This window comes from Rhizobium sp. BK376, assembly GCF_004341625.1.
In the GTDB taxonomy this organism is placed as follows: domain Bacteria; phylum Pseudomonadota; class Alphaproteobacteria; order Rhizobiales; family Rhizobiaceae; genus Rhizobium.
This window is the reverse complement of sequence record NZ_SLZG01000007.1, coordinates 102,054-114,889: the sequence shown is the minus strand read 5'-3', so window position 1 is coordinate 114,889 and position 12,836 is coordinate 102,054. Positions and strand designations below refer to the sequence as shown.

10 protein-coding genes are annotated in these 12,836 nt (G+C 58.2%); 3 read left to right on the top strand and 7 right to left on the bottom strand.

Translation table 11 applies throughout. The annotated features are described in order from the left end of the window. Nucleotides 1–18: 18 nt before the first annotated feature. Nucleotides 19–762: a dienelactone hydrolase family protein gene (locus tag EV561_RS18595; RefSeq protein WP_132523791.1), complete on the top strand. Its 744-nt coding sequence runs from the start codon at nucleotides 19–21 to the stop codon at nucleotides 760–762. A gap of 42 nt (nucleotides 763–804) precedes the next feature. Here EV561_RS18595 and EV561_RS18590 read toward each other — a convergent pair whose 3' ends face one another. Both EV561_RS18590 and EV561_RS18585 read right to left on the bottom strand, forming a co-directional pair. Next, on the bottom strand, nucleotides 805–1,476 hold the full coding sequence (locus EV561_RS18590) for a DsbA family oxidoreductase (protein WP_132523790.1): 672 nt from the start codon (nucleotides 1,474–1,476) through the stop codon (nucleotides 805–807). A gap of 103 nt (nucleotides 1,477–1,579) precedes the next feature. Then, nucleotides 1,580–3,394, bottom strand: coding sequence for an extracellular solute-binding protein (locus tag EV561_RS18585; protein WP_132523789.1), 1,815 nt, complete (start codon nucleotides 3,392–3,394; stop codon nucleotides 1,580–1,582). A gap of 263 nt (nucleotides 3,395–3,657) precedes the next feature. Between EV561_RS18585 and EV561_RS18580 the strand changes: the two genes are divergently transcribed. Next, entirely contained in the window at nucleotides 3,658–4,317 is a 660-nt protein-coding gene (locus EV561_RS18580) for an invasion associated locus B family protein (protein WP_132523788.1), read from the top strand. Between the two features lie 128 nt (nucleotides 4,318–4,445). Here the strand turns inward: EV561_RS18580 and hspQ are convergent, their stop codons facing one another. The 3 genes from hspQ to EV561_RS18565 all read right to left on the bottom strand — a co-directional run bounded on the left by hspQ (nucleotide 4,446) and on the right by EV561_RS18565 (nucleotide 6,792). Further along, complete coding sequence (gene hspQ, locus EV561_RS18575; protein ID WP_132523787.1) at nucleotides 4,446–4,775, bottom strand: heat shock protein HspQ; 330 nt, start codon at nucleotides 4,773–4,775, stop codon at nucleotides 4,446–4,448. A 211-nt stretch (nucleotides 4,776–4,986) separates the two neighbouring features. After that, nucleotides 4,987–6,396: a type I glutamate--ammonia ligase gene (glnA, locus tag EV561_RS18570; protein ID WP_132523786.1), complete on the bottom strand. Its 1,410-nt coding sequence runs from the start codon at nucleotides 6,394–6,396 to the stop codon at nucleotides 4,987–4,989. Between the two features lie 57 nt (nucleotides 6,397–6,453). Further along, complete coding sequence (locus EV561_RS18565) at nucleotides 6,454–6,792, bottom strand: P-II family nitrogen regulator (RefSeq protein ID WP_003539626.1); 339 nt, start codon at nucleotides 6,790–6,792, stop codon at nucleotides 6,454–6,456. Between the two features lie 347 nt (nucleotides 6,793–7,139). Here EV561_RS18565 and EV561_RS18560 point away from each other — a divergent pair, with 347 nt between their 5' ends. Next, nucleotides 7,140–8,615, top strand: coding sequence for an NAD(P)H-hydrate dehydratase (locus EV561_RS18560; RefSeq protein ID WP_132523785.1), 1,476 nt, complete (start codon nucleotides 7,140–7,142; stop codon nucleotides 8,613–8,615). Between the two features lie 9 nt (nucleotides 8,616–8,624). Here the strand turns inward: EV561_RS18560 and EV561_RS18555 are convergent, their stop codons facing one another. Both EV561_RS18555 and uvrA read right to left on the bottom strand, forming a co-directional pair. Continuing rightward, nucleotides 8,625–9,431 carry a DUF72 domain-containing protein gene (locus tag EV561_RS18555; RefSeq protein WP_132523784.1) on the bottom strand — a complete coding sequence of 269 codons (807 nt, stop codon included), beginning with the start codon at nucleotides 9,429–9,431 and terminating at the stop codon, nucleotides 8,625–8,627. A 436-nt stretch (nucleotides 9,432–9,867) separates the two neighbouring features. After that, on the bottom strand, nucleotides 9,868–12,789 hold the full coding sequence (uvrA, locus tag EV561_RS18550; RefSeq protein ID WP_132523783.1) for an excinuclease ABC subunit UvrA: 2,922 nt from the start codon (nucleotides 12,787–12,789) through the stop codon (nucleotides 9,868–9,870). Between the last annotated feature and the right edge of the window lie 47 nt (nucleotides 12,790–12,836).

Sequence of the window (12,836 nt, the reverse complement as noted above, 5' to 3'; positions counted from 1 at the left end):
CCATGGCAGAGGATTTTGATGCGTTCGCTCGCTGCCGTTGTGTCTGCGTTCCTGCATTTGACATTATTCGCGGACGTCAACGCTGCTGATCGCCTGTCCATCACGGTGCCAACGAGCAATGGTGCTGTCGTAGTCGAGAGGTGGAAAGACGCGGGCGTGTCGCGGCCAGCCGTGATCATTCTGAGCGGCAGCGCCGGCTTCGGTTCTCCTGCTTACGATGATATCGGCAAAACTTTTGAGGCAGCCGGTCTGGATGCCTACCTGGTTCATCTGCTTTCGCCGATCGATTTGAAAAACATCGCAAACGCCGGCAGCCCAAATGCGCGTATCGGCTATTACGCAACACGCCAGTTGGCTTGGATCGCGGCGGTCCAGGATGTCATCTCTTATCTTCGCAGCGCACCCCACCGCGTCGGTAAAATAGGGGTTGTCGGCATTTCCTTGGGCGCGGAAATCGCCGCGGCCGCGTCCAATAGAACCGACATCGGAGCTCTGGTGCTGGTGGATGGCGGCTTTCCCAAGGGCTATTCGAAGCCCGTAAGTTCGCTGCCGCCGTTGCTTTTGATCTGGGGTCGGGCAGACCGGACTTTCCCATTATCAACGGGACGAAAATTGCACGAGATCGCCGAGGGGCTGGGTGGAGTGGCGAAGCTCGACGTTTACGAAGGTCCACACGACTTCTTCTTGAAGTTGAAAACATCCCAAAGCAAAGCAGCCTACGGCAGCGCCGCAAGATTCCTTCTTTCGGAATTGTCGAAGTAGCAGTTGGCGTGCAATTCAAACGCACGCCTAGGACCGCACCGGTCAGTTCATGCCGGCGCGGGCCTCGCTCTTTGCCTTGGCGATATCGCGGAGCGCATTGGCAAGCACGTCGGGCGTCTGGGCGCCGCTCACGGCATATTGCTGATCGAAGATGAAGAACGGCACGCCGCTGACACCGATTTTCTGTGCGGCCTCGATTTCGGCGACAATCAGATCCTTGTCAGCGTCGGAGGAAAGCAGCGACTCAATGACGGAACGGTTGAGCCCCGACTTCTCGGCGATGTCGAGCAGCACGGCATGGTCGCCGACATTGCGGCCTTCTTCGAAATTCGCCTTGAAGAGGGCAGCGACGACCTTTTCCTGTATCTCGCGGCTCTCTGTCGTCGCCCAGTGGATCAGGCGATGGGCATCGAGCGTATTCGGCCCGATCTTGATGGCTTCGAAATTGAACTTGATGCCGACTTCGCGTCCGAGGCCAGTCAGCATTTCATGCCCCTTGGCGACGCGTTCAGGACCGCCGAGCTTCTCTTCCAGCGACCTTTTCTGGTCGACGCCCTCGGGCGGATAGTCGGGATTGAGGCGATAAGGCCGCCAGTTGATGTCGACACCGACCTCGTCCTGCACTTCGGCGATCGCCAATTCGAGCCGCGCCTTGCCGAGATAGCACCAGGGGCAGACGACATCAGAGACGACGTCGATCGTAATGCGTTCCATGGCTTTTTCCTTTCGGCAGGTGTGGGGTCTGCCTGCATCTATGCCCTTTGCTCCGCCGGTTCAACCGGTTACCAAAAGGGAACCTGTAACATTTGCGATAGGCCTACTGCACAGTCGCGTCCCACCAGACCGGCAGCTGATAGCCGTAGAGAGGCAAAGTCTCGGGGTGGCCGATGCGCTTGTGGCGGGCGATCCATTGGTCGTCGATGTGGTAGAGCGGCACCAAATAATGCCCCGATATCAACAGACGATCGAAGGAGCGGACGGCGGCGCGGAAATCGTCGGCGTTGCGGGCCGTCAGGATATGCGAGATCAGCGTGTCGACGTCGGGATCGGCGACGCCAGCGAAATTCGAACTGCCTTCCTTGTTGCGGGTCTGGGACGACCAGTAGGAGATCTGCTCGATTCCCGGCGACAGCGACGACGGATAGACCTTCATGATCATGTCGTAGTCGAAACTGATCGTCCGGCGTTGATATTGCGAATCGTCGACCGTGCGGATCGCCACCGCGATGCCGAGCAGTTCCAGCGAGCGGCGATAGGCGATGGCGATGCGCTCTTGGTCGATGTTCTGCGTCATGATCTCGAAGGAGAGCTGCCGGCCGTTGGCGTCGACCATCTTGCCATCCCTGATCGTGTACCCACCCTCCCTTAGGAGATCGACCGCCTGTTTCAGAACCGTGCGGTCGCGGCCGGAACCGTCGCTGACGGGCAGTTTATAGGTGCCGTCGAGCACGGCCGGATCGATGCGGTTCTTGATCGGCCCGAGCATTTCCAGTTCGCGCTGATTGGCGGGCACACCATAAGAGGAGAGGTCGGAATTCTGCCAGAAGCTTTCCGTGCGCGTATAGGCGTTGGAGGAGAGGTTCCTGTTGACCCATTCGAAATCGAAGGCAAGCGACAGGCCCTCGCGGACCTTCGGATTGGCAAAGATCGGCCGGCGTGTGTTGAAGACGAAGCCGAGCATGCCGCTCGGCAGCTTCGGCGTGAAGACGTCCTTGACAACCTCGCCGGATGAGACCGCCGGAAAATCATAGGCATCCGCCCAATGGCCGGGGCTGCCGTCCTCGTAGACATCGACGTCGCCCTTCTTGAAGGCCTCGAACAGCGTCGTCTCCTGCAGGAAATAATCGACCGATATCGTGTCGTAATTGTCCATGCCGACCTTGGAGGGCAGGTCTTTCGCCCAGTAATCCGGGTTCCGTTCGAAGGTGATGCTTTCGCCGGGATTGACGGTCTTGACCCGATAGGGGCCGGAACCGATGGGCGGCGTCAGCGAGGTCTGGTCGAATGTGTCGGGATTGATGGCATGCTTCGGCAAGATTGGCACGGAGAGAGCGAGGATCATCGGCGTTTCGCGATCGGCCTTCTTGTTGAAGGTGAAGCGGACGCTGCTGTCGCCGACCTTCTCCATCTTCTCCACCGAATCGAGGCGGTTGCTGAAGGGGCTGCGGCCCTTCTCGCGCAGGAGGTTGAAGCTGAAGATGACGTCGTCGGCGGTGAGCGGCTGCCCGTCCGACCATTTCGCCGCCGGGTTCAGATTGAATTGGATGAAGGTGCGGTCTTCGTCCCATTCAACGGTCTGGGCGAGCAGCCCATACATGGTGAAAGGCTCGTCGCGGGAGCGCTGCATGAGCGATTCATAGACCAGATTGCCGAATTCCGGATCCCACATGCCGCGCGCCGTTGTGCGCATGCTCTTCAGGATGAAGGGGTTGAGATTGTCGTACGTCCCGACGACGCCATAGGTAATGTGGCCGCCTTTTTTCACATCCGGATTGACGTAAGGAAAATGCGTGTAGTCGGCGGGAAGGGCAGGGTCGCCATGCATGGTGATCGCGTAAAGCGGTTGTGCTAAGGCGGCAGTACTGGAGAAGATCGCAAAGATCAGGAAAGTAAAGATCCGGAGCGCTTGCATGGCATCCTTTCCGGCAGGGCGTGATTCGAACGGACCTTATCATGCGGATATAAAATCCACATCCGCAGAAGGGATTTCTTGCTGCATGTCGTCAAATCACCAAAGAAATGCTGGATATCCGCCGCAGTGCGATGTAACAGGTGTTCCGAGTTCCGGGTCATGCATTTGCCTCAATCTTTCGACAGGTGGACGGCAGTTTGACCCGACTGGCATGGGGTAGCAAAAAGCTGCTCAGCATCGGATTTCAGGAGGCGGATTTCGCTATGACGTTCAAGAATGACAAAAAAATCCGGGCAGTCGTTTCTGCTCTGGCTCTCATCATCGGCGCGGCTGCCCCGGTTGCTTCTTTTGCCCAGGATGCGTCTAACGCAGCTCCTGCGGATGGTGCCGCTAACCCGGCTCAGCCGCGTCTCGGCTGGTACAAGACCTGCTCCAAGCAGGACGACAATGATATCTGCATCACACAGAATCTGATCATGGCCAATAACGGCCAGCTCGTGACGGCTGTCGGGCTCATCTCGATCGATGGCAAGGTCAACCGCAAGATCCTGCAGATTTCCGTCCCCACGGCTCGCCTGATTGCTCCTGGCGTGACGATGCAGGTTGATGGCGGCAAGGGTCAGAAGATCGACTACGCAGTCTGCCTGCCCGACAAGTGCACGGCCGAAATTCCGGTCACGGACGCCATGATCGCAGGCATGAAGAAGGGCACCGACGTGACCTTCACCTCGATCAACTTCCGCCGCGCTCCGAACCCGATCAAGATTTCCCTCGACGGTTTTGGCGCTGCCTATGACGGTCAGCCGATCTCGGACTCCAAGTTGGCCGAAAGCCAGAAGAGCCTTCAAGACAGCATGCAGAAGAAGGCTGAAGAAGCCCGCAAGAAGCTTGAAGACGCCCAGAAGGCTGCCAAGCAGCAGTAATTTCTGCTTCGATCCTATTGAAAAGCCCGGTTTCAAGCCGGGCTTTTTTGATTCGGGAGGAATGACGGGCATAAAAAAAGGAAGCTGCGCACGCAGCTTCCTCTACCACTGAACTGTTTCGACTGGCCTTAGTGGGCGAAGCTCATCTTGGGTCTGAACTGGCCTGTCGGAGCCGTGTCGAAGATCTGGTAGACTTGCGGATTGCGCAGCGGAATACCACTTTCGTCACTGACGAGATTCTGTTCCGAAACATAGGCGACATATTCCGTCTCCTCGTTTTCAGCAAGCAGGTGATAGAACGGCTGATCCCTGTTGGGCCTCACCTCGGCCGGAATGGCGTTCCACCACTCTTCCGTATTTGCGAATTCGGGGTCGACGTCGAAGATGACTCCACGAAATGGGAAAACCCTGTGTCGAACCACTTCGCCGATGTTGAATTTTGCATTGCTTTGTTTCATGGCGCGAGTTCCTTTCAAGGAAATAAGTGGTGTTATCAGCTCGCCAAATCAAGGTTTTTCCGCAGTTGCTTCATATAGCCGTCATATTTCGTCGCCGGAACTGCCTGACAAAATAGAGGTTCTTTGGTCGTAACCAACTTTAGTTCAAGTCACCCGCAAAGCATCTGCGTTGGCAAAAAGCCCCGGCGAACCGGGGCTTTCGATTTGGTGATCAGGCCGAGTAGTACATGTCGTATTCGACAGGATGCGGCGTCATTTCGAAGCGCATCACTTCCACCATCTTCAATTCGATGAAGGCGTCGATCTGGTCGTCGTCGAACACGCCGCCAGCCGTCAGGAACTTGCGGTCCTTGTCGAGGCTTTCCAGCGCTTCGCGCAGCGAGCCGCAGACGGTCGGGATCTTCTTCAGCTCCTTCGGCGGCAGGTCGTAAAGATCCTTATCCATGGCCTTGCCGGGATGGATCTTGTTCTTGATGCCGTCGAGGCCGGCCATCAGCATGGCGGCGAAGGCGAGGTAGGGGTTCGCGGTCGGATCCGGGAAGCGGACTTCGACACGCTTTGCCTTCGGGTTCGTGCCGAAGGGAATGCGGCAGGAAGCCGAACGGTTGCGAGCCGAGTAGGCGAGCAGAACCGGTGCTTCATAGCCCGGGACGAGACGCTTGTAGGAGTTCGTCGACGGATTGGTGAAGGCGTTGATCGCCTTGGCATGCTTGATGATGCCGCCGATATAGTAGAGGCAGGTTTCGGAAAGGCCCGCATATTCGTCGCCGGCGAAGGTCGGCTTGCCGCCCTTCCAGATCGACTGGTGAACGTGCATGCCCGAGCCGTTGTCGCCGAAGATCGGCTTCGGCATGAAGGTTGCCGTCTTGCCATAGGCATTGGCGACCTGGTGGACCACGTACTTGTAGATCTGCATCTTGTCGGCGTTGCGCACCAGAGTATCGAACTTTATACCGAGTTCGTGCTGGGCAGCAGCGACTTCATGGTGATGCTTTTCGACGACGACGCCCATTTCGGAGAGTACGGTCAGCATTTCCGAGCGCATGTCCTGGCAGCTGTCGACCGGCGGAACCGGGAAGTAGCCGCCCTTGACGCGCGGACGATGGCCGAGGTTGCCGGTCTCGTAATCGGTGTCGTCGTTCGACGGCAGTTCGCTGGAGTCGAGCTTGAAGCCGGTATTGTAGGGATCGGCCTTGTACTTGACGTCGTCGAAGACGAAGAATTCGGCTTCAGGTCCGACGAATACGGTATCGCCGATGCCGGATGCCTTCAGATAGGCTTCAGCCTTCTTGGCGGTGCCGCGCGGGTCGCGGTTATAGGCTTCGCCCGAAACTGGGTCGAGAATATCGCACAAAATGACCATGGTGGACTGCGCGAAGAACGGGTCCATATGGACCGTTTCCGTATCCGGCATGAGCACCATGTCGGACTCGTTGATGGCCTTCCATCCGCCGATCGACGAACCGTCGAACATGACGCCATCGGCAAACATGTCCTCGTCGACGCAAGCGATGTCCATTGTCACGTGCTGCAGCTTACCCTTGGGATCCGTGAAGCGCAGGTCAACGAATTTTACGTCATTGTCCTTGATCTGCTTAAGAATTTCGCTTGCGGTCGTCATTAAGTGCTTCCCTTATTTGATGACGATTATGAACCCTTCGCTTGGCGCGAAGGGCGTTTAAATAGCGTCTATGCCAGTCTCACCGGTACGAATTCGAATGACCTCTTCGACGTTGGAAACGAAAATCTTTCCGTCGCCAATCCGCCCCGTCTGGGCAGCCTTGCGGATCGCGTCGATGACGGCTTCCGCATTCTCGTCCGCCAGCACGACCTCGACCTTTACCTTGGGTAGAAAATCGACCACGTATTCGGCTCCACGGTAAAGCTCCGTGTGACCTTTCTGACGACCGAAGCCCTTCGCTTCCGTGACAGTGATACCCTGCAGGCCGACTTCTTGAAGGGCTTCCTTCACTTCGTCAAGCTTGAAAGGCTTTATGATCGCTTCGATCTTTTTCATGAGAAAATGTCTCTCCGCTTTTCGCGTTACAGCAGGAACGATCCCGCTCGGCCTTGCCAATGCACATAGCGTGCCAGTTCTCATCCATGCTGGGCAAAAAATCTCCAGAATCTGCCCCCGCACCTCCAATTGAGAGGGATTTACGAGAGAATTGATAGTGGTTTTATAGGAGAATTGAAAAAAATCGTGCGAAAATGAAAAAAATCGCGCAATTTTCCGTCCAGCCAATAAGGAGGAAGATTGAACTGAAGAGATTATTTTTTATGCAAAAGCATGTTTTCTACGCAAGCGCGGTTGCGAAATTGCGATTGTTTTTCAGGCAGGTTTAGCATTGAATATCCGATATCATGACCTCAACCCTCGCAGATCTCCTGCTTACACCCAGTGACATGGCCGCGGTCGATCGTGACGCCGCAGCGTCCGGAATTGACTCCTTTGGCCTGATGGAAAAGGCGGGGCAGGCGGTGGCTGCAGCAGCGCTGCGGCATTACCCCCAGGCGTCCAGATACGTCGTCCTTTGCGGTCCCGGAAACAATGGAGGGGACGGCTATATTGCGGCGCGCGCCTTGCGGCAGAGTGGAGCGGATGTAGCCCTGTTCCATCTAGGCGATCCCTCGTCATTAAAGGGGGATGCCGCTCGCGCTTTCGAGGCCTGTGAGATCATGGGAGATGACATCGGGAAATATGAGCCGGGCAGGGGTGACGTGGTCGTCGATGCCATCTTCGGCGCCGGCCTGTCGAGACCTGTCCCGGATACCGTGGCCTCAGTTATAGCGCGAACCACACAGGCGGGCGTTCCGGTCATCGCCGTCGACCTTCCCTCGGGGCTCGATGGTCGCAATGGCCATGTTCTCGGTACCGCATTCCGGGCGACCCACACGATTACCTTCATGACGCGCAAGCCGGGCCATCTGCTGATGCCGGGGCGGGAACTGTGCGGCGTCATGGAAGTCTTCGACATCGGTATTCCCGGACGCATCGTCCGTGCGCATGCCGGCCACGGGATCGCCGAGAACGAACCGACGCAATGGCAGGGGACCGTTCCTGCGGCCATGACCGAGACCCACAAATACAAGCGCGGCCATGTCGTCGTTTTCTCCGGCGGCGCCCACGCGACCGGTGCTGCGCGCATGTCGGCAATGGCCGCCTTGAAAGCAGGGGCAGGCCTTGTGACCATCGCCTCTCCAACGCAAGCGCTCAGCGTCAATGCCGGCGCGCTGACGGCCGTCATGGTCCATCCGGTCGACGATGACGCGACACTGAAGAAATGGCTTGAGGACAAGCGGCTGTCGACCTTCGTTCTCGGTCCCGGATTCGGCATTGGTGAAAAGGCGCGCCATTTTGCGTTCGCCCTCAGCGACCGCCATCTCGTTCTGGACGCTGACGGCATCACCTCGTTCCGTGATAATCCACAGCAGCTGTTCGATGCGTTCGCCCACGGCGACACCCATCTTGTCCTGACGCCACACGAAGGCGAATTCGCCCGGCTGTTTCCGGATATCGCCGCGGACGACAGTCTTGGCAAAGTCGAAAAGGCGCGCGCTGCGGCGAAGCGGGCGAACGCCGCCATCGTCTACAAAGGTGCAGACAGCGTCATAGCATCGCCGGACGGTCGCGCCTTGATCAACGCAAATGCGCCGCCATGGCTCGCGACCGCGGGCTCGGGCGACGTTCTTGCGGGCATAATCGCCGGCCTGTTGGCACAGGGCATGCCCGCTTTCGAGGCGGCCGCCGCAGGCGTCTGGCTGCATGGCGAGACCGGTCAGCGAGCCGGAAAAGGGCTCACCGCCGAAGATCTCGTGGCGCATGTCAGACCGCTCTGACGCGACACTCTATTTCGAAAGGGATTTCTGCAAGGCGATCGCCCCATGCGGCGCATTGACCTTGCCTTCGTGGATCATGAAGGCAAAGACGTCCCTTGGTTCAACCTTGACCTTCCGGTCGGGGTCGATGAGCGGCAGATCGTCGGGAATCTTGCCCTCCGCCCAGGTTTCAAGCCGGTCGGCCCACGCCTTCAGATCCTTCGGCGGGTAGCAGGTCGGAATATCGTCCGATCCCTTTTGAAGGCGGGCATAGACGAAATCGGCGGTGACATCAGCGATCATCGGATAGTCGAAATGCTCGGCGAGAACCGGCGCCACGCCATATTTCTCAAGGAGCGCAACGAATTCCGCCACCTTGAAGGAATCATGGCGGACTTCCACCACATGACGCAACGGAAGCCCGTCCTGCTTTGCCGGCAGCAGCTTCAGGAATGCCTCGAAATCCTCGGGCTCGAACTTCTTCGTCGGCGCGAATTGCCAGAGCAGCGGTCCCAGATGGTCGCCAAGTTCGCTGATACCGGACTGCAGAAATCGTTCCATCGATTCACCTGCCTCCGCCAGCACCTTGCGATTGGTGACGAACCGCGTTGCCTTCAGCGAAAAGATAAAGCCATCGGGCACATCTGACGCCCATTTTGCAAAGACCGCAGGCTTTTGTGTGCTGTAATAGGTGCCGTTGACTTCGATCACCTTCAGCTGCCGGCTGGCAAAGTTGAGCTCGTCCTTCTGCTTCAGCTCCTTCGGAAAGAAATGACCGCGCCACGGTTCAAAGGTCCAGCCGCCGATACCGGTTCGGATTATTCCGGATTTGGTCATGAAGTCCTCCTCGTTGAAGTTTGAATGAGCGCTTCGACGTTACAATTTTCTTTGATCGTTCGACTTGTTCTTAAGTCCAGTCCCAAGGGCGAACTTTATCAGATTCCAATACTTGGCTGCTCGCCGTCTGCTCTGAAACATCCAAATCAGACAACGCAAACGCCAGTTGGAGGGTCGGTGAACCAAATATGAGCGCTCATTTCCTGTCCACCCAAGATATTTTCCTGTCACCAGCTTGCAATTTCGATCAAGCCAACCCTGAAACTCAGTTGACGCCAAACCCTCTTCGGTCACGACCGTCATCTTGAAGAACGGCGATCTTCCAATTTTAAGTCCATGAAAGCGGACAAGTGGAGTCTTGTTGGCGCCAAAAAACTCCCGTTGAATGTCTCGGGGCGTCGCCGAATAAAATCGGAAGACCGAGTTTGCCAAAAGATCACTCCGCCGCCACGACCTTCTTCACCGGCCGCCGCTCCAGCAGTTCCCTGAGGAACTGGCCAGTATAGGATCGCTTCTCCTTGACGATTGCCTCCGGCGTGCCCGTCGCCACGATCTCGCCGCCGCCGTCGCCTCCCTCAGGGCCAAAATCGAGAACCCAATCGGCGGTCTTGATGACCTCGAGATTGTGCTCGATGACCACAACGGAATTGCCCTGGTTCACCAGCTCGTGCAGCATCTCCAAGAGCTTGGCGACGTCGTGGAAGTGCAGGCCGGTCGTCGGTTCGTCGAGGATGTAGAGCGTGCGCCCGGTCGAGCGCTTCGACAGTTCCTTGGCTAGCTTGACGCGCTGCGCCTCGCCACCCGAAAGCGTATTCGCCTGCTGGCCGACCTTGATATAGCCGAGGCCGACATCGAAGAGCGACTGCAGCTTGTCGCGCACCGCCGGGACCGCCGCGAAGAATTCGACGCCTTCCTCGACCGTCATGTCGAGCACGTCGGCTATCGACTTGCCCTTGAAGGTGACGTCGAGCGTCTCGCGGTTATAGCGCTTGCCATGGCAGACATCGCAGGTGACGTAGACGTCAGGCAAGAAGTGCATCTCGATCTTGATCACGCCGTCGCCCTGGCAGGCCTCGCAGCGTCCGCCCTTGACGTTGAACGAGAACCGCCCCGGCTGATAGCCGCGCGCCTTCGCTTCGGGCAGGCCTGCGAACCAGTCACGGATCGGCGTGAACGCGCCGGTATAGGTCGCGGGGTTCGATCGCGGCGTACGACCAATCGGGGACTGGTCGATGTCGATCACCTTGTCGATATGCTCGAAGCCGTCTATGCGGTCGTGATCGGCCGGGATTTCGCGAGCGCCCATGACGCGCCGCGCCGCGGATTTGTAGAGCGTCTCGATCAGGAAGGTGGACTTGCCACCACCGGAAACACCCGTCACAGCCGTGAAAACGCCGAGCGGAATGGCAGCCGTCACGTTCTTCAGGTTGTTGCCGCGGGCGCCGATAACCTTGATTTCCTTGCCCTTCTTCGGCTTGCGCCGCTCGGAAGGCACGGGAACGCCGAGTTCGCCGGAGAGATACTTGCCCGTCAGCGATTTCGGATTGGCCATGATCTCCTGCGGCGTGCCGTGGGCGACGACCTGGCCGCCATGGACGCCGGCCGCCGGGCCTATGTCCACCACGTCGTCGGCCGTCAGGATCGCATCCTCGTCATGCTCGACCACGATCACAGTATTGCCGATATCGCGCAGGTGTTTCAGCGTTTCGAGCAGGCGCGCATTGTCACGCTGGTGCAGGCCGATCGACGGCTCGTCCAGAACGTAGAGAACGCCCGTAAGCCCCGATCCGATCTGTGATGCGAGGCGAATGCGCTGGCTCTCGCCACCGGACAGCGTGCCTGAATTGCGCGACAGGCTGAGATATTCGAGCCCGACATCGTTCAGGAAGCGAAGGCGATCACGGATTTCCTTGAGGATGCGAACGGCGATTTCATTCTGCTTGGCATTGAACGTCTGCGGCAGCTTTTCGAACCAGTCGCGTGCGATCCGGATCGACATGTCGGACACCTGTCCGATATGCAGCTTGTCGATCTTGACGGCGAGCGCTTCCGGCTTCAGGCGAAAGCCGTTGCAGGCCGGGCAGGGGGCCGCCGACATGTAACGCTCGATCTCCTCGCGCGCCCAGGCGGAATCCGTTTCCTTCCAGCGGCGCTCGAGGTTCGGCACGATACCTTCGAAATTCTTGTGCGTCGTATAGGAGCGCGCGCCGTCGGCGTAATGGAATTCGATCTTGTCTTCCGTGCCGTTGAGGATGACGTCCTTCGCCTCGTCGGACAGATCGCTCCAGCGGTTGCTCAGCTTGAAACCGTAGTGCTTGCCGAGCGCTTCCAGCGTCTGATTGTAATAGGGCGAGGTCGACTTGGCCCAGGGTGAGATCGCCCCGTCGCGCAATGTTCGCTCATGTTCCGGTACTATCAGGTCCCGATCGATCTTCTGCTGCGAACCGAGGCCGTCGCAGGTCGGGCAGGCGCCGGTCGGATTGTTGAACGAAAACAGCCGCGGTTCGATTTCCGGAATGGTGAAGCCGGAGACTGGACAGGCGAACTTCTCCGAAAAGAGCACGCGCTCGTGGGTTTCGTTCAGGGACTTGTTGGCCGATCCGCCCGCCGCCGTTTCCTCCGGCGGAAGCGGCTTGTCGGCGAATTCGGCGACGGCGAGCCCGTCGGCAAGCCGCAGGCAGGTCTCGAGGCTGTCCGCCAGGCGAGCAGACACATCGGAACGCACGACGATACGGTCGACCACAACATCGATGTCATGTTTGTATTTCTTGTCTAGCGCGGGCGCCTCGGCGATTTCGTAGAACTGGCCGTCGACCTTGACGCGCTGGAAGCCCTTTTTCATGAGCTCCGCCAGTTCCTTCTTGTACTCGCCCTTTCGGCCGCGGACCAAAGGCGCCAATATATAGAGCCGCGTGCCTTCGCCGAAGGTAAGGATGCGGTCGACCATCTGGCTGACGGTCTGGCTCTCGATCGGGAGACCCGTGGCCGGCGAGTAGGGGACGCCGACACGCGCGAAAAGCAGTCGCATATAGTCGTGGATTTCGGTGACGGTGCCGACTGTCGAGCGCGGATTGCGCGACGTCGTCTTCTGCTCGATGGAAATGGCCGGAGAAAGCCCGTCGATCTGGTCGACGTCGGGCTTCTGCATCATCTCGAGAAATTGCCGCGCATAGGCCGACAGGCTCTCGACATAGCGCCGCTGACCCTCGGCATAGATCGTGTCGAAGGCAAGCGAGGATTTGCCGGAGCCCGATAGCCCCGTCATGACGATCAGCTTGTTGCGCGGAAGCTCAAGATCGATGCCCTTGAGATTATGTTCGCGTGCGCCGCGGATGGAAATTGTTTTCAGTTCACTCATCGTCTTTAGCTTGGTCCCTTGGTCTCCGCCCTTATTTAGTGATGCCG

Coding starts and splice junctions, on each gene's coding strand:
- EV561_RS18585 (WP_132523789.1), bottom strand. CDS start 3,394: ATGCAAGCGCTCCGGATCTTTACTTTCCTGATCTTTGCGATCTTCTCC.
- uvrA (WP_132523783.1), bottom strand. CDS start 12,789: ATGAGTGAACTGAAAACAATTTCCATCCGCGGCGCACGCGAACATAAT.
- EV561_RS18565 (WP_003539626.1), bottom strand. CDS start 6,792: ATGAAAAAGATCGAAGCGATCATAAAGCCTTTCAAGCTTGACGAAGTG.
- EV561_RS18555 (WP_132523784.1), bottom strand. CDS start 9,431: ATGACCAAATCCGGAATAATCCGAACCGGTATCGGCGGCTGGACCTTT.
- hspQ (WP_132523787.1), bottom strand. CDS start 4,775: ATGAAACAAAGCAATGCAAAATTCAACATCGGCGAAGTGGTTCGACAC.
- EV561_RS18595 (WP_132523791.1), top strand. CDS start 19: ATGCGTTCGCTCGCTGCCGTTGTGTCTGCGTTCCTGCATTTGACATTA.
- EV561_RS18580 (WP_132523788.1), top strand. CDS start 3,658: ATGACGTTCAAGAATGACAAAAAAATCCGGGCAGTCGTTTCTGCTCTG.
- EV561_RS18590 (WP_132523790.1), bottom strand. CDS start 1,476: ATGGAACGCATTACGATCGACGTCGTCTCTGATGTCGTCTGCCCCTGG.
- glnA (WP_132523786.1), bottom strand. CDS start 6,396: ATGACGACCGCAAGCGAAATTCTTAAGCAGATCAAGGACAATGACGTA.
- EV561_RS18560 (WP_132523785.1), top strand. CDS start 7,140: ATGACCTCAACCCTCGCAGATCTCCTGCTTACACCCAGTGACATGGCC.